The organism is Streptomyces sp. NPDC058145, assembly GCF_042884245.1.
GTDB lineage: Bacteria > Actinomycetota > Actinomycetes > Streptomycetales > Streptomycetaceae > Streptomyces.
Genome location: NZ_JBHVUH010000003.1, coordinates 117,458 through 137,792, shown reverse-complemented (window position 1 = coordinate 137,792; position 20,335 = coordinate 117,458). Strand labels below are relative to the sequence as shown.

The window sequence follows — 20,335 nt, the reverse complement described above, 5'->3', positions numbered from 1 at the left end:
ACACACATGGGTCCCGTACTCGCCGGCGTGCTCCAACTGCTCGCCCTGACAGGCGCGCTGGCGCTCGTCCACGTCCCGTTCGGCAACCACATGGCCCGGGTCTACTCCTCCGGCAAGCACCTCAGGGTGGAGAAGTGGGTCTACAAGGGCATCGGTGCCGACCCCGACACCGAGATGACCTGGCCCGCGTATCTGCGCGCGGTCCTCGCCTTCTCGGCCGTCGGCGTCCTGTTCCTCTACCTGCTGCAGCGCCTGCAGGGCGTCCTGCCCGGCTCGCTCGGCTTCTCCTCGGTCGACCCCGCGCAGTCGTTCAACACGGCCGTGTCCTTCGTGACGAACACCAACTGGCAGTCGTACTACGGTGAGCAGACCATGGGCCACGTCGTGCAGACGGCCGGCCTCGCCGTGCAGAACTTCGTCTCCGCGGCCGTCGGCATGGCCGTCGCCGTGGCCCTCGTCCGGGGGTTCACCCGGTCCCGCACCGGTGAGCTTGGCAACTTCTGGTCCGACCTGGTGCGCGGCACCCTGCGGATCCTGGTGCCGGTCGCCGTCGTCGCCGCGGTGATCCTGGTCGCCTGCGGCGCGATCCAGAACTTCTCCGGTATCCACGAGGTCGGCCGGTTCGTGGGCGGTTCGCAGCAGTGGAACGGCGGCGCGGTCGCCTCCCAGGAGGCCATCAAGGAACTGGGTACGAACGGCGGCGGCTACTTCAACGCCAACTCCGCCCACCCCTACGAGAATCCGACCCCGTTCACCAACCTCTTCGAGATCTTCCTGATCCTGGTCATCCCGTTCTCGCTGACCCGCACCTTCGGCGTGCTGGCCGGAAGCGTCAGGCAGGGCTACGCGCTCCTCGCGACGATGACCACCATCTGGCTCGGCTTCACCGCGCTGATGATGTGGACCGAGTTCGCCCACCACGGCCCGGCGTTGCAGGCGGCCGGCGGTGCGACGGAGGGCAAGGAGGTCCGCTTCGGCGTCGGCGGTTCGTCCATCTTCGCGGTGGCCACGACCCTGACCTCGACCGGTGCGGTGGACTCCTTCCACTCCTCCTTCACCGGGCTCGGCGGCGGCGTCGCGATGCTCGGCATGATGCTGGGCGAGATCGCGCCCGGCGGCACCGGCTCGGGTCTCTACGGCATCCTGATCATGGCGGTCATCGCGGTGTTCATCGCCGGTCTGATGGTCGGCCGCACCCCCGAGTACCTGGGCAAGAAGATCGGCGCCCGCGAGATGAAGCTCGCCGCGGCCTACATCCTCGTCACCCCGGCGCTGGTGCTGGTCCTCACCGCTGCCTCCATGGCGCTGCCCACCCCGCCGCACTCGACGCTCAACTCCGGTCCGCACGGGTTCTCCGAGGTGCTGTACGCCTTCACGTCGGCCGCGAACAACAACGGTTCGGCCTTCGCCGGCCTGAACGCGAACACGGACTGGTTCAACACCATGACGGGTCTGGCGATGCTGCTCGGCCGGTTCCTGCCCATGGTGTTCGTCCTGGCCCTGGCCGGCTCGCTCGCGCGACAGAGGCCGGTGCCGGTGACCGCGGGCACCCTGCGCACCGAGAAGCCCCTGTTCACCGGCCTGCTGGTCGGCGCGATCCTCATCATCACCGGTCTCACGTACTTCCCGGCCCTCGCGCTGGGCCCGCTCGCGGAAGGGCTGGCGTGATGACCACCGACACCGAGAAGTACGAGGACTCCATGTCCACTCCCACCCTCGCGCCCCACCAGGACGCGCCGACCGGGCACGATCCGGCCGGGAGCCGCGTCGGCGCGGGCCTCTTCGACCCCAGGCAACTGGTCAGGTCCTTGCCCGAGGCCTTCCGCAAGCTCGATCCGCGGGTGATGGTCAAGTCGCCCGTGATGTTCGTGGTGTGGATCGGCTCGGTGCTGACCACCGTCTTCTCCTTCAAGGACCCCGGCGACTGGTTCGGCTGGACGATCAGCGCCTGGCTCTGGCTGACCGTGGTCTTCGCCAACCTCGCGGAGGCGGTCGCCGAGGGCCGTGGCAAGGCCCAGGCCGACACCCTGCGCAAGGCCAAGACCGACACCGTCGCGCGTCGGCTCCGGAAGGACGGCCCCGAGGAGCGGGTCCCGGGCACCGGCCTGACCATCGGCGACCTTGTGGTCTGCGAGGCCGGCGACGTCATCCCCGGTGACGGCGACGTCGTGGAGGGCGTCGCCAGCGTCGACGAGTCCGCGATCACCGGTGAGTCCGCGCCGGTCATCCGCGAGTCCGGTGGCGACCGCAGCGCGGTGACGGGCGGCACGAAGGTCCTGTCGGACCGGATCGTCGTCCGGATCACGACGAGGCCCGGCGAGACCTTCATCGACCGGATGATCAGTCTCGTCGAGGGCGCCGCCCGGCAGAAGACGCCCAACGAGATCGCCCTGAACATCCTGCTGGCCTCGCTCACCATCGTCTTCCTGCTGGCCTGCGCCACGCTGCCGCCGTTCGCGGACCACGCGGGCACGCACCTGACGACGGTGGTGCTGGTGGCCCTGCTGGTCTGCCTCATCCCGACCACCATCGGGGCCCTGCTCTCCGCGATCGGCATCGCGGGCATGGACCGTCTGGTCCAGCGCAATGTGCTGGCGATGTCGGGGCGCGCGGTCGAGGCCGCCGGTGACGTGTCGACCCTGCTGCTCGACAAGACGGGCACCATCACCCTGGGCAACCGCCGGGCGGCGGAGTTCGTGCCGGTGAGCGGCACGACGGAGGCCGAGGTCGCCGACGCCGCCCAGCTGTCCTCGCTGGCCGACGAGACCCCCGAGGGCCGCTCGATCGTCGTCCTGGCGAAGGAGAGGTACGGGCTGCGCGAGCGGCACCAGGGTGAGCTGGCGCGCGCCGAGTGGATCGCCTTCACCGCCCGGACCCGGATGTCGGGCGTGGACGTCGACGGCCACCGCGTCCGCAAGGGCGCCACGGCCTCCGTCATCGCCTGGGTGACGGAGCAGGGCGGCGAAGTCGCCGCCGACACGCAGAAGTTGACCGACCGGATCGCGGCGGACGGCGGCACCCCGCTCCTGGTCGCCGTCCACGACGACGACGGTGCCCGCGTGCTGGGCGTCATCCATCTCAAGGACGTCGTGAAGCACGGTATGCGGGAGCGGTTCGAGGAACTGCGCCGCATGGGCATCAGGACGGTCATGATCACGGGTGACAACCCGCTGACCGCGAAGGCGATAGCCGAGGAGGCCGGCGTCGACGACTTCCTCGCCGAGGCCACTCCCGAGGACAAGATGGCCCTGATCAAGCGGGAGCAGGCCGGCGGCAAGCTGGTCGCGATGACCGGCGACGGCACCAACGACGCGCCCGCGCTGGCCCAGGCGGACGTCGGTGTCGCGATGAACACCGGCACGTCGGCCGCCAAGGAGGCCGGCAACATGGTCGACCTCGACTCCAACCCGACCAAGCTGATCGAGATCGTCGAGATCGGCAAGCAACTCCTCATCACCCGGGGTGCGTTGACGACGTTCTCCATAGCCAACGACGTCGCGAAGTACTTCGCGATCATCCCGGCGCTGTTCGCCGCCGTCTATCCCGGTCTGGACAGGCTCGACATCATGCGGCTGTCCTCGCCCGACTCCGCGATCCTGTCCGCCGTCGTCTTCAACGCGCTGATCATCGTCGCGCTGGTGCCGCTGTCCCTGAAGGGCGTGCGGTACAGGCCGGTCGGCGCCGACAGGATGCTGCGCCGCAATCTCGGGATCTACGGCATCGGCGGCCTGGTGGCGCCGTTCATCGGCATCAAGCTCATCGACCTGCTCATCTCCCTCATCCCCGGAATCGGCTGATCGGCATGAACAACTCCTCTGTGAACACGGCCCGGTTGCTGGGCGCGGGTCTGCGCGCGCTGCTCGTGCTGACCCTGGTCACCGGCGTCCTCTACCCGCTGGCCGTCACCGGCATCGCCCAGGGGCTGTTCCACGGCAGGGCGAACGGCTCCGAGGTCGAGGCGGACGGCCGGGTCGTCGGCTCCTCCCTGATCGGGCAGTCGTACGACCTGCCGCCGAAGAACGGCCGGCCAACCGCCGGGCCCGACCTGAAGTGGTTCCAGGGCCGCCCGGCCGACGGACTCGGCGCCAACAGCGTCAACACCCAGTACAGGCTGATCCTGTCCGGCGCGACCAACCTGGCCGCGGACAGCGGTGCGGTGCACGGCAAGTGCCCGGCCGAGCCCGCGGACGGCACGCTCTGCGCGCGGGTGCTCGCCGCCAGGGCGGCCGTGGTCAGGGACAACTCGGTGCCCGGCTACACCGTCAGGCCGTCCGACGTCCCCGCCGATGCCGTCACCTCCTCCGGCTCCGGCCTGGACCCGGCCATCTCCCCGCAGTACGCCGAACTCCAGGCGCACCGGGTCGCCGCGAGGAACGGCCTGCCCGTCGCACGGGTCGAGAAGCTGGTCGAGGACCACACCGAGGGCCGCACCCTCGGCTTCATCGGCGAGCCCCGCGTCAACGTCCTGAAACTCAACATCGCGCTGAGGGAACTCACGGCGAAGAGGTGACGCCCCCCGGCGCGTCCCGTACGGGGGCCGAGGGGGCAGGCGTCGGCGGTTGGGAAACCGGGCACGCCCGGTGGGTGACCGCCCTCTCCGCCCGCCGACGCATCCCCTGCTCGTCCGGCGCGCGAGGCGCGATGGCGGCGGGTGGCGCATCCGATGTACGCCGTCCTGCTCCCGTACGCCGACGAGGTGTACGGCGGACCGGCCCCGCACCGCCGTCGTCACCGGCCGGCGCAGGGCCGGCGGCGTCCTGACGCATCGCGTTCCCGCAGGTCCGCGTCGGCGGCCGCGGTCCAAACACCTCGCACGGGGCGTGGCGGGGCCCGGTCCGGGTGGCCGGCCGGCACCGTACAAAGTCGGACGATAAGCCGCCATACTGGACGAGCAGGGGGGTGTGTCACTGATCGGGCCGGGTTCCTCGCGGCCCCGCCGTCGTGACGACGTCTCCCAGGGGGCGGGCGTACAGCGACGGGGGCGACGGCGCGCGATGGGGGAGAACAGGCTGATTCAGGGCCGCTACCGGCTGCTCGAACCGATCGGGCGGGGCGGCATGGGCGACGTGTGGCGGGCCCGCGACGAGTCGCTCGGCCGGCAGGTCGCGGTGAAGTGCCTCAGGCCGCCCGGCCCGCAGCACGACGCGTCCTTCATCCGCGTCCTGCGGGAACGGTTCCGCCGGGAGGCGAGAGTGGCCGCCGCGCTGTCCCACCGGGGCGTCACCGTCGTCCACGACTTCGGCGAGCACGACGGCGTGCTCTACCTCGTCATGGAGCTGCTCGACGGGCGCGACCTGAGCCGGCTGCTCGAGGACAACAAGGGGCATCCACTGCCCGTGGACGACGTGCTCGCCGTCGCGGAACAGGTCGCCGCCGCCCTCGCCCACACCCACCGGCAGGGCATCGTGCACCGCGACCTGAAGCCCGCGAACATCGTGCGGCTGACCGACGGCACGGTGAAGATCTGCGACTTCGGCATCGCCCGCCTCGGCCAGGACATCGGCTTCACCACCCGGCTGACCGGCACCGGCGTCGCGATGGGCACCCCGCACTACATGTCCCCGGAGCAGATCGGCGGCTCGGGGGTCGACCAGCGCAGCGACCTGTACTCGCTGGGCTGCGTGCTGTACGAGATCGCCACCGGGGCACCGCCGTTCGACCTGGAGGACGCCTGGGGGATCCTCATCGGCCACCGTGACACCCCGCCCCTCCCGCCCCGCGGTCACCGTCCCGAACTCCCCGCCCACCTCGAGCGGATCATCCTCGACCTGCTGGCCAAGCGACCCGAGGAACGGCCCTACGACGCTGTCGAGTTGGGACACCGGCTGGCCTCGGGGCGTACGGCGGCGGGGCACTCGCCCACGGTCGTGGCCGAGCGGCCGCGGACCGGCGGGGCGGCCGTGCGCGCGAGGCGCCCGCCGTCGTGGACCCGGGACGTCACCACCGGGCACAAAGCGGTCGGGGCTGCGCTGAGCCCCGTCCCGCCGGACCCCGGCGCCGCGCTCACCGTCGCCTGGACCGCCCGCCGGTACATCGCCGGTGCGGAGGTGGCGGTGCCGCCCCGGCCGTCACCGGACAACGTCGCGGCGCTCGCCGCCCGACACCACGAGGGCCTGTCCCTGGCGCGGAGCGGTCGCTGGGCCGAGGCGCGCGAGATCCACCTGGCCGTCGCCGCCGAACGGGCGGCACTGCTCGGACCCGGCCACCCCGACACCCTCACCAGCCGCTACGAGGCCGCCTTCGCCCTCAGCCGCACCGGCCGGGCCGCCGACGCGCTGCGCGCCTACACGGACGTCGCCGAGGCCAGGGAGCGCGTCCTCGGCCCCGACCACCCCGGCACCCTCGCCGCCCGTCAGGAAACGGCGTACGTGCTCGGTCAGTTGGGCCGCCACTTCGAGGCGCACCAGCGTTACACCTCGGTGCTGGCCGCCCGGACGCGCGTCATGGGCCCCGACCATCCGGACACCCTGCGCTGCCGCCACAACCTCGCCGTCAGCCTCGGCAGGCTCGGCCGCCTGGAGGACTCGTACCGGACGGCCCTCGACGTGGCCGCCGCCCGCGCCCGGGTGCTCGGCCCCGACCACCCCGACACCCTGGTCAGCCGCTGCGAAGTCGCCTACGCGCTCGGCCAGTCGGGCCGCTGGGAGGAGGCGCTCGGCACCTACCGCGAGGTCGCCGGGGCGCGCGCCCGGACCCTCGGCCCCGACCACCCGGATACCCTCGCCGCCCGCTACGAGACCGGCATCAGCCTGGGCCGCCTCGGCCGCAGCGCGGACGCCCTCCTCCTCTACCGCGACCTGATCGCGGACCGCGCCCGCGTCCAGGGGCCCGCCCACCCCGAGACGCTGCGCGCCCGACACGGCCTCGGCGTCAACCTCGGCCGTCTCGGCCGCTGGGAGGAGGCCCTGGCCGAGGCCCGCGACGTGTGCGCCCACCGCGACCGGGCCCTCGGCGCCGACCACCCGGACACTCTCGTCAGCCGCCGAGAGGTCGCGGTCGCCCTGGGCTGGCTGGGCCGCTGGACGGCCGCGCTCACCGAGTACCGCCGGGTCGCCGCCGCGCGCGAACGCGTCCTCGGCCCCGCCCACCCCGACACCCTCGCCAGCCGCAACGACGAGGCCCACTGCCTGGAACAACTGGGCCACGACGCCGAGGCCGCCGAGCTGTACCGCAGGATCGCGACGCTGAGCCGCCAACGGGGGTCCGGCGGCCGCTGAGTCCGCGCCACCCGCGCACGCCTCTGGCCCGTCTTGATCATCACGTGTTACGAAGGACCATGCCTGCCAACGAGGGAACCCGGACCTACGACGCCGTCATCGTCGGTGGTGGTCACAACGGACTGGTCGCCGCCGCCTATCTGGCGCGGGCCGGGCGGTCCGTGCTGGTGTTGGAGCGGCTCGGCCACACCGGTGGGGCCGCCGTCTCGACGCGTCCGTTCGCCGGGGTGGACGCCCGGCTGTCGCGCTACTCGTACCTGGTCAGCCTGCTGCCGCGGAAGATCGTGCGCGACCTCGGGCTCCGGTTCCAGGTCCGCGGGCGCACCATCTCCTCGTACACGCCCACCGAACGCGGCGGGCGGGCCACCGGGCTGCTCGTCGGCGGAGGGGAAAGGCGCACCCGAGAGGCGTTCGCCCGGCTGACCGGCGGCGAGCACGAGTACGCGGCCTGGCAGCGCTTCTACGACATGACGAGCCGGGTGGCCGAACGGGTGTTCCCCACGCTCACCGAACCGCTGCCCGGCCGGGACGAGCTGCGCCGGCGCATCGACGACGAGACCGCCTGGCGGGCGCTGTTCGAGGAGCCGATCGGGGTCACCGTCGAGGAGAACTTCACTGACGACCTGGTGCGGGGCGTGGTCCTCACCGACGCGCTCATCGGGACCTTCGCCGACGCCCACGACCCCTCCCTCGCCCAGAACCGCTGCTTCCTCTACCACGTCATCGGCGGCGGCACCGGAGCCTGGGACGTACCCGTCGGCGGCATGGGCGCCCTCACCGACGCGCTGGCCGCCGCGGCGCGCACGGCCGGCGCGGTGATCGCGACCGGGCACGAGGCGGTCCGCGTCGCCACCGACGGGAAGACCGCCGAGGTCACCTACCGCACGGCCGACGGCGAGGGTGTCGCCGCCGCCCGGCACGTCCTGGTCAACGCCTCGCCGCAGGAGCTGGCCGCCCTCACGGGAGACCCGGCGCCGGAGCCGGCCGAGGGTGCCCAGCTCAAGGTCAACATGCTGCTCACCCGGCTGCCCAGGCTCCGCGACGACTCGGTCGACCCCCGTGAGGCCTTCGCCGGCACCTTCCACATCGCCGAGGGCTACCGGCAACTGGCCACCGCCCACGCCCAGGCGGCCGCCGGGGAACTCCCCGCCGCGCCACCCTCGGAGATCTACTGCCACTCCCTGACCGACTCCACCATCCTCGGCCCCGACCTCGCCGGGCGCGGCTACCAGACCCTCACCCTGTTCGGACTGCACACCCCCGCCCGGCTGTTCGCCCGGGACAACGACGCCGTCCGCGAGGAACTGCTGAAGTCCACCCTGGCGCAGCTCGACGCCCATCTCGCCGAACCCCTCGCCGACTGCCTCGCCACCGACGCCGACGGCCGCCCCTGCATCGAGGCGAAGACCCCACTCGACCTCGAACGGGACCTGCGCCTGCCCGGCGGCAACATCTTCCACCGCGCCCTGTCCTGGCCGTACGCCCAGGAGAGCACCGGGCGCTGGGGCGTGGAGACCGGGCACCCGGGCGTGCTGCTGTGCGGCGCGGGCGCGGTGCGCGGGGGAGGGGTGAGCGGGGTGCCGGGGCACAACGCGGCGATGGCGGTGCTGGAGTCGTAGCGCGCGAGCGGCCACGGGTTCTTGACCCGCCCGCCCGGCGGGCCGAGGATCGGCTGTCATGACGCAGGGACACGGCAGCACGGTCGACGGGGTGCTGCGGCGCAGCGCCCGGCGCACCCCGGCACGCATCGCACTGGACTACGGCGAACGCGGCTGGACGTACGAGGCACTGGACGACGCCGTCACGCGCGCGGCGGGGCTGCTCCGCGCGGAAGGCCTCGCCCCGGGGGACCGGGTCGCCGCCTACGGGCACAACTCCGACGCCTATCTGATCGCCTTCCTGGCCTGCGCCCGCGCCGGCCTGGTCCATGTGCCGGTCAACCAGAACCTGACCGGCGACGACCTGGCGTACATCGTCCGCCAGTCGGGCAGCGCCCTGGTGCTCGCCGACCCGGACCTCGCCGGCCGGCTACCGGAAGGCGTACGGGTGCTGCCCCTGCGGGACGCCGACGGCTCCCTGCTCGCCCGGCTGGCGGACGCCCCGCCGTACGACGGGCCCGAGCCGCGCACCGAGGACCTGGTGCAGCTGCTGTACACCTCCGGCACCACCGCCTCGCCCAAGGGCGCGATGATGACGCACCGCGCGCTGGTGCACGAGTACCTCAGCGCGATCACCGCCCTCGACCTGAGCGCCGGCGACCGGCCCGCCCACGCGCTGCCGCTCTACCACTCGGCGCAGATGCACGTGTTCCTGCTGCCGTACCTCGCGGTCGGCGCGACCAGCGTGCTGCTGGACGCACCGGACGGGGACCGGCTCTTCGACCTGATCGAACAGGGCCGGGTGGACAGCCTGTTCGCGCCACCCACCGTGTGGATCGGCCTGGCCAACCGGCCCGACTTCGCCACCCGCGACCTCGACGGACTGCGCAAGGCCTACTACGGCGCCTCGATCATGCCCGTTCCGGTGCTCCAGCGCCTGCGCGAACGCCTGCCGAAGCTCGCCGTCTACAACTGCTTCGGGCAGAGCGAGATCGGCCCGCTCGCCACCGTGCTGGCCCCCGACGAGCACGACGGCCGGCCGGACTCCTGCGGCCGGCCGGTGCTGTTCGTGGACGCGCGCGTGGTGGACGAACGGGGCGAGGACGTGCCGGACGGCAAGCCCGGTGAAATCGTCTACCGTTCACCGCAGTTGTGCGAGGGCTACTGGGACAGGCCCGAGGAGACCACCGAGGCCTTCAGGGACGGCTGGTTCCACTCCGGCGACCTCGCGGTGCGCGACGCGGAGGGCTACTACACGATCGTCGACCGGGTGAAGGACGTCATCAACTCCGGTGGCGTGCTGGTCGCCTCCCGCCAGGTGGAGGACGCGCTCTACACCCACGAGGCGGTCGCCGAGGCCGCCGTCATCGGCCTTCCCGACGAACGGTGGATCGAGGCCGTCACCGCGGTCGTCGTCCCCCGCGGTGCGGTGACGGAGGAGCAACTCCTCACGCACGTACGGGAGAAGCTCACTCCCTTCAAGGCGCCCAAACGGGTGCTGTTCGTGGACGAGCTGCCCCGCAACGCCAGCGGCAAGATCCTCAAGCGCGAGCTGCGCGACCGGTTCGGAGGCGGCTCCTAGTCCCACGGACGACGGATCATTCGGTCGGTCCGTTCGAGGCCGGTGATGCGGGCCATCCGGCCGGCAGGCAGGAGGGGAGCCCGAAATGCTCCGGGCGGGACCGCGCAGAGGGATGAGGGCCTCCGTCCGGGCAAAGGCGTTGCGGCCGGGCGGTGCGGGCCTGAATGATCACGGCATGTTGACCTTCACCGCCGCCGACGGGACCACGCTCGCCTACCACCTCAGGGGCGAGGGCACGCCTCTCGCCGTCCTGCCCGGCGGACCCATGCGCGCCTCCGGCTACCTCGGCGACCTGGGCGGCCTCACCGCGTACCGCCGGCTGGCCCTGCTCGACCTGCGGGGCACCGGCGACTCCGAGGCGCCGGCCGACCCGGCGACCTACCGCTGCGACCGCATGGTCGACGACGTGGAGCGGTGGCGGGCCCACCTGGGCCTGGAACGGATGGATCTGCTCGCCCACTCGGCGGCCGGCGGTCTCGCGCTGCTGTACGCGGCCCGCCACCCCCACCGGATCCGGCGGCTGGCGCTGATCACCCCCAACCCCTCGGCCCTCGGCATGCGGGCCACGCCCGACGACCGGCTCGCCGCCGCCCGGCTGCGGGCGGACGAGCCGTGGTTCGGCCGTGCCTTCCCCGCCTACGAGGCATGGCTCGCGGGTGACGCCGACTTCGACGAGGTGTTCCTGCCGTTCTTCTACGGCCGCTGGGACGACGCGGCCCGGGCGCACGCGGAGCCCGAGGAGACACAGACCAACGACGAGGCGGCCGAGCGCTACTCCGCCGACGGCGCCTTCACCCCGGACGCCACCCGGGCCGCGCTCGCCGCCCTCACCGCCCCGGTCCTGATCCACGCGGGGGAGTACGACGGCGGGCCCCGCCCCGCCCTGGCCCGCCGTGTCGCCGAGGCCCTCCCCAACGCCGAGGTGAGCGTCCAGCCCGGCGCCGGTCACTACCCCTGGCTGGACGACCCGGAGCACTTCGTCCGCCGCGTCCTCCGCTTCCTCGGGGAAGACGGTGCCCCGTCCCGGTGAGGCGACCCGAAAGTCCTCCTCACGTGGCCTGTCCGCCGTGGGAACCGGTCGCTAGGCTGGCTCGCGGACGACGAACCGGGAGGAGCACGGACGTGGCCGAGACCATCACCCAGCAGCAGTCGCTCGTGGGCTGGGACAAGCCGGAGCTGGACCTCAGCGGGGCCGAGTGGCAGTCCAGCAGCCGAGGACTGGGCGATGTGCAGATCGCCTTCGTCGAGGGATTCATCGCGATGCGCAACAGCGGCCGCCCGGAGAACCCGTCCCTGATCTTCACGCCCGCGGAATGGGGCGCCTTCGTCTCCGAGGCGCGCGAGGGCCAGTTCGACCTCACCTGAGCCCATCGCCCATCGCACGCCGATCCGGGGGTGTTCCCCGCGGAATTCCGGACACGCGACCCACAGCGCCCTGCCGGGGCCGCAGCCTGCGCCAGGCTTGGCCCCAGCAAGGGGAAGGTCGTGTTCCGGAGGTGGGCAAGGAATGAGCACTGCGCCGGTCATCGCCGCGGTCGACGGCTCCGACGACAGCCGGCGGGCCCTGGAGTGGGCCGTGGACGCCGCCCGGCGCCGCGCCGCACCGCTGCGGGTGGTGCACGTCCGGCAGTACGCCGCCTGGGGACAGGCCGACGTCCTGGTCGCCGGGCCGCCCGAGGCGGAGGGCGACCCGGTGCTCGACGAGGTGCGCGCCCTGCTGCGGGACAGCGCGGACGCCCCGGCCGCCGAGTACGTCGCCGTGGAAGGCGTGCCCGGCGCGGTGCTGCCCGAACTCGGCGTCGACGCCCAGCTGTTGGTGCTGGGCTCCCGGGGCCGGGGCGGCTTCGCCGGCCTGCTGCTCGGCTCCAACTCACTGGCCGCCGCACGCGACGCCGACTGCCCGGTGGTCATCGTGCCCCGGCCCGGCCGAGAGATCCCCGAGGGCGGCCCCGCCGGACCCGGTACCCGGGTGGTCCTCGGCGTGCACGCCGACAGCCCCGACGAGGCCACCCTGGAGTTCGCCTTCACCGAGGCCGCCCTGCGCCGGGCCCGTGTCCAGGTGATCGCCGCCTACCCGTGGCCGGCGCAGACCTGGTCCGCGCCCGGCCAGATGGTGCCGCCCCCGGTCGGCCAGGACGCCGTCGAGCACGAGACCCGCTCCCTCGTCGAGGGCTTCCTCGCCCCGCATCGCGAGCGGCACCCCGGCGTCGACACCGAGGTCCAGGTCCGGCCCGGCGACGCGGCCGGCCATCTCGTCACCGCGTCCGGGGACGCCGCCCTGGTCGTCGTCGGCCGTCACCGGCGGCGCCTGCTCGCACCCGCGCGCATGATGGGCTCCGTCACCCAGGCCGTCCTGCTGCACGCCGCGTGCCCGATCGCGGTCGTCCCGCCGGCACCACCGAAGGAGTGACGCCCCCGCTCCCCGGTGCCGCCCGGCCCGGACGAAAGATCCAGGCCGGCCGGGGTAATCCGGGTGCCGCCGTGCGGGCGCCCGCACGGCGGCGGACACGGGCGTGCACGTACCATTGCGGCATGTCGTTCCTCCGCCGCCGCAGCGCCACTCCCGCCGGACCCGAATTCGACGTGCTGGCCATGGACCCGGGCGACTGGCCGGGCAACCTCGGCGCGGGCCTGCTGCCCGCCCCCGACGGATCCTGCCAGGGCGTCTTCCTGCGCTACGACCTCTTCGGCGGCCGCGGTCCCGCCATGATCATCGGCAATCTTCCCGAGGGCTCCCCGGCCCGCGAGGTGGCCGAGGGCGAGATCCCCTTCGAGGTGGCCCAGCTGCTGATGGCGCTGGAGAACGACGAGGAGATCACCGTCGTCGGCACCGAGGACACCCCGGTCCTCCAGGGCGACAACCTGCTGATCGTGCGGCGCCTGAAGCTCTCCGAGGGCCGGATCTCCTGCGTCCAGTTCGACCGCAGCGACGGCGTCCTGGTGACCATCGCCGCCTGGGACCGCCCCATCACCGACGACCTGTACGCCCTGCTGAAGCCGCTCCCGGCGGAGCTGTTCCAGCAGGGCTGACGGCAGGTCCTAGCGGGCCGCTCCCGCCACGGTGACGTCCGCCGCGCGCACGAACGCCACCCGGTGCCCGTACTGGATCTCGTAGTACAGGTCCTTGCCGATCACGACCCGGTGCGAGTCGGGGGTGAAGGTGACCGCGTAGTAGTACTCGCCGGGCACCAGGTCACCGACCGCGTACTTCTGCCCGGCCGGGATCGTGTACTTCAGCGGCACCACCGACTGGGCGGGCACCCCCGCCGGGTAGGCCTCCTTCTCCGGGTACGCCCTGCCGTACACCGGGATGCTCGCCGCGCCGTCCTTCGGGGTGACGACGAGACCCGCGGCGCGCACCGCCGTGGGCTGCTTGCGCGGGTTGTGGAACCAGGCCTTCTGCCCGAGGTACCAGATCGCCGTCCAGTCGCCCCAGCGGTCGGCGACGGCGAACCGCTGACCGGTCGAGACCCGGGACGACAGGTCGTTGACCCCGTCGGTCGGTGCAGTGCCGAGGCCGATGTCCTGGATCAGCGGGGCGCTCTCGTCGTGGTCGGAGTACAGCCGCACCTCGCCGGAGCCGTGCGCCGCGCAGGGCTCGCCCTTGGTGGTGCAGCCCGTGTACACCGGCTGGTTGGAGGCGTAGTCCGGCAAAATCGTCACCAGCGAGGAGTGCTTGCCGCCGGTGCGCTTGAACGGGTGGCCGAGCAACTGGAAGTAGTGCCGCCAGTCCCAGTACGGCCCGGGGTCGGTGTGCATGCCGGGGACCGTGGCCGCCGTCGGGCCGGGCACGTTGTCGTGGCCCAGGATGTGCTGCCGGTCCAGCGGGATGCCGTAGCTGCGGGACAGGTACTTCACCAGCCGCGCCGAGGACCGGTACATCGCCTCCGTGTACCAGGCGTCCGGCGAGGTCAGGAAGCCCTCGTGCTCGATGCCGACGGAGCGGGCGTTGATGTCCCAGTTGCCCGCGTGCCAGGCCACGTCCTTCGCCTTCACGTGCTGGGCGATCAGACCGTCGGTGGAACGGATGGTGTAGTTCCAGGACACATAGGTGGGGTCCTGGATCAGCTTCATGACCCCGTCCCAGGAGCCCTCGGTGTCATGGACGACGATGTACTTGACGCGCTGCGACTGCGGACGGTCGCCCAGGTCGTGGTTGCCGTAGTCGTTGTCGCCGAACTCCTCGTACGGCGCCGGGACCGACTCGCAGGACACCGACTTCGGGCACTCGACGCCGTCCGCCGGGGCCGTGCGCAACCCGGCCCGCTTCAACTGCTCGGTTTCCGGTTTCAGTTGGGGCTGGGCGGCGAGCGCCACCCGCAGGCCCTCGTCCGTGACACGTTCCTCGCCCGTGTGCAGCACGTCGTAGACGTCGTTCGCGTACGCCGCCGCGGTCGCCGTATCGTCGGCGCCGGAGAAGCGGGCCACCGCGCCGTACCAGCCGGCCGGACCGGCGCTGAGCGGCTCGCCCAGCTCCTTCTGCGCGGCGGCGAGCAGCGCGGCACCGCCGGCGATGTTCGCCGCCGGGTCGGTGCGCAGCTCGGCCGCCGGCAGGCCGGTCAGCTCGGCGGCCCGGGGCAGCGTCCTGAGACGGGCCGGCAGCGCGGAACTCGCGGGCACCTGGACGTCGGGGTGAAGGGCCGGGCGGGCACTGTCGCCGCGGGCGTCCTCGGTGCCCTCGGCGAAGTGCTCGGCCGTGGCGAGCGCGGTGCGCGCGTCGGTGAGGTGCATGGGGCCGTAGCCGCCGGTCACGCTGGGCGCCCCGGCGTGCGTGTCCCAGCGGGACTGGAGGTAGGAGACGGCCAGCAGGACGCTCTGCGGTACCTGGTACTCGGCGGACGCGGTGGCGAACGCGCTCCGCAGCTCGCCGCTGGAGGAATCAGGGGCGCTCTGGGCCGGGCCCGCGCCGAGCAACGGCAGCAGCAGAGCCGCGGAGGCCAGGGTGACGGCGGTGTGCCGCAGATGTCTCCGGCCGGGTGTGGACGTGGGGTCGGTGGCGGATCCTCGCAATGCGGACTCCTGTGACAGGCGGATCGTGGCGGGGCGTACGGGGCCGAGCTTGGTCAGTGGTACCGGCTTGCCGACGATCCGTCAATGATGCCTTCGGCGGGGTGATTTCCCATGTCACGCAGGGGTCCGGCGAGTTTCGCAGCGGTGGTGCACGGGCCTGCGGGGCGTCAGTGGCGTACACCAGTGGGAGTGTCCGGCGAGGCGGGGACCCTACCCCGGGGGAAGGTTCCGCGCGAGGCCCAGACGCACGAAGGTCCGCGGTGCGCCGCCGTTTGGGGCGCACCGCGGACCTTCGTCCCGTCAGCGAGTGCCGACCGCCGCGCGTACAGCCCTGCGGGCCAGCTGGCAGTCGTCGTGCAGCCGCCTGAGCAGCAGCCGCTGTTCCTCGCCTGTCGGCGCGGCGCCCGGGAGGGCCGTGCCGGGTGCCGCCGGGGGCGCCTCGTGCATCGACCGCTGTACGGCCGTCTCGTAGGTGCGGATCTCACGGGTCAGCAGGAGCATCAGGTTTACCAGGAACGCGTCCCGGGAGGCCGGTCCCGCCGACTGGGCGATCTGGCTGATCTGACGCCGTGCCACCGGCGCGTCCCCGAGCACCAGCCACAGCGTCGCCAGGTCGTATCCCGGCAGGTACCAGCCCGCGTGCTCCCAGTCCACCAGCACTGGACCGGCCGGTGACAGAAGGATGTTCGAGAGTAAGGCGTCGCCGTGGCAGAACTGACCCATCCCCTGGCGGCCCGCCGCGTGCGCGATGCCGTGCAGCAGCTTCTGCAGATCGCCCAGATCCCGGTCGGTCAGCAGACCCAGCTCGTGGTACCGGGCGATGCGCGCCGCGTAGTCCAGCGGGGCGTCGAAGGTGCCCGCCGGGGGCCGCCAGGCGTTCAGCCGGCAGATCGCGCCGAGCGCGGCCCGGATGTCCGGCCGGGGCGGGGCCTCCACCGGATGCCGCTGGAGCGCGGCCACCCGGCCCGGCATGCGCTCGATCACCAGGGTGCAGTTGTCCGGGTCCGCCGCGATCAGCCTCGGCACCCGCACGGGCGGGCGGTGCCGGACGAACGAGCGGTATGCGGCTATTTCGTGGCGGAACCGCTCCGCCCAGGCCGGTGACTGGTCCAGCAGACACTTGGCCACGGCCGTGCTGCGTCCCGTCGTCCCGACCAGGAGGACCGAGCGTCCGCTGCGGCGCAGCACCTGCACCGGGGCGAACTCCGGGCAGATTCGGTGCACCGAGGCGAGCGCGGTGCGCAGTTGCGCGCCCTGCGGACCGGAGAGATCGAGTCTGCCGCTGAGCGGCTGGGAGCCGGGCTGCCCGGGAACGCGCCGCGGCCGGCCCGCGCCCAGCACGGGGGCCGCCGGCCGGGCCGCCGGGTCGAGGTAGGGTCCGCCGCCCACCGGGCGGGGACGCAGCGGCCGGGGCGGAGCGGACACGGAGGATGATGCTGCGTACATGGGAGATACAGATCCCTTCGTGTGCCTGCGGTGCCTGCCTGTACATCCACGCTGTGCGTGCGCCCGCCCGGCCCGGCCGCCCGGGCACACCCTGGGGAGTGGGCCCGCTCTGGATGGTGACGACCGGGGCGGGGTGGCGCGTTCCTACTCGACACCCGATGCCCAGTGGCACACCATCTGGCGCACCCTGGCGAACCCTGGCGAATAGTCGCCCGGCAACCTCCACGGGGCTACTGTCAAGTCAGCCGAGAACCTGGGGGCTTGACGTGAGCGGACAACCCAACACCCGCCTTGCGGACCTGTTCGGCCTGGCCGGCTGGTCGAAGGGCGAACTCGCGAGGCTGGTCAACAAGCAGGCGGCGGCCATGGGCCACCCCCAGCTGTCGACCGACACCTCCCGGGTGCGGCGTTGGATCGACACGGGAGAGATCCCGCGCGATCCCGTACCGCGGGTGCTGGCGGCCCTGTTCACCGAGCGTCTCGGCCGTGTCGTGACCACTGAGGACCTCGGTCTGGTACGGCACGGGCGTGCGGGAAGACGGCAGGGCGACGGGATCGATGAACATCCCGACGGTGTGCCGTGGGCGCCCGAACGTACCGCCGCGGTCCTCACCGAATTCACGGGAATGGACCTCATGCTCAACCGACGCGGCTTGGTGGGCGCGGGTGCCGCGCTCGCCGCGGGATCCACACTCAGCAGTGCCATGCACGACTGGCTGCACACCGACCCTGCCCTGAAGGCCGACTCCCCTGTCGTCGACGACCCCCTGCACGCCGACCCCGCCGGGTTCGACCGCTATGAGGCCGCCCCCATCGGGTCGCAGGAGATCGAGGAACTGGAGCGCTCCGTAGAGGTGTTCCGGGCCTGGGACGCGGCCCGTGGCGGCGGGCTCCAGCGCAAGGCGGTCGTGGGCCAGCTCAACGAGGTGGGCGGCATGCTCGCCTACAACCACCCACCCCATCTGCAGCGGCGCCTGTGGGGCGTCGCCGCCAACCTCGCCGTCCTCGCGGGCTGGATGTCGCACGACGTCGGCCTCGAGCCCACGGCCCAGAAGTACTTCGTCATCGCCGCACACGCCGCCCGCGAGGGCGGTGACCGGCCCCGCGCCGGGGAGGCGCTGTCCCGGGCGGCCCGCCAGATGGTGCACCTCGGCCGGCCCGACGACGCGCTGGACCTGATGAAACTCGCCCAGTCCGGGGCGGGGGAGCGGCTCCAGCCGCGTACGAAGGCGATGTTCCACACCATCGAGGCCTGGGCGCAGGCGTCGATGGGCAAGGGCCAGGCGATGCGCCGAACGCTCGGCCAGGCGGAGGACCTGTTCGTCTCCGACCGGCAGGACGTGGAACCGCCGGGCTGGATGCAGACCTTCAAGGACGAGGATCTGTACGGCATGCAGGCCCTCGCCTACCGCACGCTCGCCGAGTTCGACCCGGACGCGGCCGTGCACGCCCAGCACTACGCGGAGAAGGCCCTGGCCCTGCGGGTGGACGGCAGGGAGCGGTCGAAGATCTTCGACCATCTCTCCATGGCCTCGGCCTGCTTCATCGCCGACGACCCCGAACAGGCCGACCGCTACGCACGGCTGGCCCTGATGTCGATGGGCTCGAACTCCTCCCGGCGCACCTGGGACAGGCTGCGCGAGATGTACCGGCTCACCGCCGAGTACGCCGGCTACCCGGGCATCCACGAACTGCGCGAGGAGATCAGGCTCGCCCTGCCGAAGCCGAGGGGCAGGAGCGACGGCAGCGCGCCGGCATAAGGGGCGGTGCGCCGCGTCCGGTCAGCCGGTCACCCTGGCCACGAGGACGCAGCCGTCGTCCTCGCGCTCGGCTCCGCCGAACTCCTCCATGACCGTACGCACACAGTCCTGGGCGGTGCGTGCCGCGCCGAAGCGGGGAGCGAGGTCGAGCAGACGGTCCATGGCGCTCGTGGAGCTGTGGCCCGGTACGAGTCCGTCGGTGTGCAGCAGTACGAGGTCGCCGGGCTCCAGGGTGACTTCGGCCTGCCCGTAGGTGGCGCCCGTGGTGGCGCCGAGCAGGACGCCGTCCGGCGCGTTCAGCGGATGCCCCGTCCCGTCGCGGTACAGCACCGGGGCGGGGTGTCCGGCCTGCGCCCACACCAGCGTGCGGTCCTCGGGCCGGTAATGGCAGCAGACGGCGCTGCCGAGGGCGGGCTGCACGGTGGCGTCCAGTAACTGGTTGAGCATGGCGAGCAGTTCCCCGGGGCGGGTGCCGGCCATGGCCATGCCGCGCACCGCGCCGAGCAGCATCGCCATGCCGGAGGTGACCGCGACCCCGTGCCCGGTGAGGTCGCCGACGCTGAGCAGGGTGGCGCCGTCGGCCAGCTCCAGCGCGTCGTACCAGTCGCCGCCGATCAGCGTGCCGGCCGTGGCGGGCAGATAGTGGGCGGCCAGGTCGAGGGTGCGCGGCCCCTGGTGCGGGAGCCGCAGCGAGCCGCGCCATGGCGGCAGCACGGCCTCCTGCAGCTCGACCGCGATCCGGTGCTCGGTCTGCGCCCGCCTGCGGTGGTGCTGCAGCGAGTCGTGGCTCTCCCGCACCGTCCGCCGGTGCCGGCGCAGCGCGCTGACGTCCCGCAGCACGGCCCACATCGAGGTGGTGCCGCCGTCGTGGCCGAGCACGGGCTCGCCCATCATGTGCACGGTCCGTACCGAGCCGTCCGGCCGTACGACGCGGAACTCGCCGTCGATGGGCCGCGCGTCCACCAGGCAGTCGGTCACCAACGCGGTCAGCTTCGGCCGGTCCTCGTCCAGGACCAGGGACGGCAGCTCGTCCAGGGTGAGCGCGGGGGCGGCCGGGTCGCGGCCCAGGATCTCGTACAGCTCCCCGGACCAGCTCGCCTCGTCCGTCAGGAAGTTCCACTCGGCGCTGCCGACCCGGCTGAGCAGTGAGCCGCGGGTGGTGCCGGCCGGTACGGGCCGGACGGCCGGGACCTCGGCCGGTTCCGCCTCGGTGGGCACCGGCCCGTCCCGCAGTTGGGCCAAGTGTGCGTCGAGGTCGTCCAGTTGATGCAGTGCGAGGTCGTACAGAGCTCGCTGCCAGCGCTCCTCGGGGTCCGATCCGTCATTCCGCGTGTCCCTCCGCACGGCGACCATGTCGCCTTTGAGCCGCCGCGTCTGCGTTATCAACGCCTCGACCGAGCCGCGCCCTGGCGGCTGGGCGGCTGAGCGGTCCGCGGAGACTGGGGACGGCATGACGCACTCCGAATGGGGAGGGGACGGTACGGCCAGGAAGGACGGAGGGACCGTTATGACTGTTGCACAGCCCGCGACGCCCTGTAAGGGATTTGGCAACACACGATACGGTGGTGCTTCCGGCATATGCCAGAGTCTTCCCGGAGTGTTCCGAGGGTACGTACGGCGTACGCGCACGGGAGAGCAAGTCGTAGGCGCACTACGGGACTTGTGCCATGGCGAAGGCTTTCCGAGTCGCGCTCAGTCGTGTGTTCGATGTTCTGGTGTTCC

At 72.6% G+C, this 20,335-nt stretch carries 14 protein-coding genes; 11 read left to right on the top strand and 3 right to left on the bottom strand.

The genetic code is table 11. The features are described from left to right. The first annotated feature begins 6 nt into the window (after positions 1–6). The 10 genes from kdpA (at position 7) to ACFVVO_RS07355 (ending at position 13,427) form a co-directional block, all read left to right on the top strand. Positions 7–1,668 carry a potassium-transporting ATPase subunit KdpA gene (gene kdpA, locus ACFVVO_RS07400; RefSeq protein ID WP_390052564.1) on the top strand — a complete coding sequence of 554 codons (1,662 nt, stop codon included), beginning with the start codon at positions 7–9 and terminating at the stop codon, positions 1,666–1,668. Further along, positions 1,668–3,797 (top strand): potassium-transporting ATPase subunit KdpB, encoded by a 2,130-nt coding sequence (gene kdpB / locus ACFVVO_RS07395; RefSeq protein ID WP_390052562.1) that lies wholly within the window; start codon positions 1,668–1,670, stop codon positions 3,795–3,797. Before kdpA ends, kdpB begins: the two co-directional genes overlap by 1 nt. Positions 3,798–3,802: 5 nt before the next feature. Continuing rightward, on the top strand, positions 3,803–4,510 hold the full coding sequence (locus ACFVVO_RS07390) for a potassium-transporting ATPase subunit C (RefSeq protein WP_390052561.1): 708 nt from the start codon (positions 3,803–3,805) through the stop codon (positions 4,508–4,510). A 484-nt stretch (positions 4,511–4,994) separates the two neighbouring features. Next, the gene (locus ACFVVO_RS07385) at positions 4,995–7,217 is read left to right on the top strand and encodes a tetratricopeptide repeat protein (protein WP_390052559.1); all 2,223 of its coding nucleotides are present in this window, start codon (positions 4,995–4,997) and stop codon (positions 7,215–7,217) included. Positions 7,218–7,276: 59 nt separating this feature from the next. Beyond that, positions 7,277–8,836, top strand: a complete 1,560-nt coding sequence (locus ACFVVO_RS07380) for a phytoene desaturase family protein (RefSeq protein WP_390052558.1) — start codon at positions 7,277–7,279, stop codon at positions 8,834–8,836. A gap of 58 nt (positions 8,837–8,894) precedes the next feature. Beyond that, positions 8,895–10,397: an acyl-CoA synthetase gene (locus ACFVVO_RS07375; RefSeq protein ID WP_390052556.1), complete on the top strand. Its 1,503-nt coding sequence runs from the start codon at positions 8,895–8,897 to the stop codon at positions 10,395–10,397. A gap of 175 nt (positions 10,398–10,572) precedes the next feature. After that, complete coding sequence (locus tag ACFVVO_RS07370) at positions 10,573–11,427, top strand: alpha/beta fold hydrolase (protein ID WP_390052555.1); 855 nt, start codon at positions 10,573–10,575, stop codon at positions 11,425–11,427. Between the two features lie 92 nt (positions 11,428–11,519). Next, entirely contained in the window at positions 11,520–11,762 is a 243-nt protein-coding gene (locus tag ACFVVO_RS07365) for a DUF397 domain-containing protein (protein WP_390052553.1), read from the top strand. A 142-nt stretch (positions 11,763–11,904) separates the two neighbouring features. Then, positions 11,905–12,807 (top strand): universal stress protein, encoded by a 903-nt coding sequence (locus ACFVVO_RS07360; protein ID WP_390052551.1) that lies wholly within the window; start codon positions 11,905–11,907, stop codon positions 12,805–12,807. Positions 12,808–12,929: 122 nt separating this feature from the next. Next, positions 12,930–13,427 (top strand): hypothetical protein, encoded by a 498-nt coding sequence (locus tag ACFVVO_RS07355; RefSeq protein WP_390052549.1) that lies wholly within the window; start codon positions 12,930–12,932, stop codon positions 13,425–13,427. 9 nt (positions 13,428–13,436) lie between these two features. Here the strand turns inward: ACFVVO_RS07355 and ACFVVO_RS07350 are convergent, their stop codons facing one another. Both ACFVVO_RS07350 and ACFVVO_RS07345 read right to left on the bottom strand, forming a co-directional pair. Further along, the gene (locus ACFVVO_RS07350; protein WP_390052547.1) at positions 13,437–15,407 is read right to left on the bottom strand and encodes an N-acetylmuramoyl-L-alanine amidase; all 1,971 of its coding nucleotides are present in this window, start codon (positions 15,405–15,407) and stop codon (positions 13,437–13,439) included. 300 nt (positions 15,408–15,707) lie between these two features. Next, complete coding sequence (locus tag ACFVVO_RS07345; protein WP_390052545.1) at positions 15,708–16,853, bottom strand: aminoglycoside phosphotransferase family protein; 1,146 nt, start codon at positions 16,851–16,853, stop codon at positions 15,708–15,710. Between the two features lie 266 nt (positions 16,854–17,119). On the opposite strand from ACFVVO_RS07345, the gene ACFVVO_RS07340 reads away from it, so the two are divergent. Further along, positions 17,120–18,613 carry a hypothetical protein gene (locus tag ACFVVO_RS07340; protein WP_390052543.1) on the top strand — a complete coding sequence of 498 codons (1,494 nt, stop codon included), beginning with the start codon at positions 17,120–17,122 and terminating at the stop codon, positions 18,611–18,613. Positions 18,614–18,634: 21 nt separating this feature from the next. On the opposite strand, the gene ACFVVO_RS07335 is transcribed toward ACFVVO_RS07340, so the two are convergent. After that, positions 18,635–20,065: a PP2C family protein-serine/threonine phosphatase gene (locus tag ACFVVO_RS07335; protein ID WP_390052542.1), complete on the bottom strand. Its 1,431-nt coding sequence runs from the start codon at positions 20,063–20,065 to the stop codon at positions 18,635–18,637. Between the last annotated feature and the right edge of the window lie 270 nt (positions 20,066–20,335).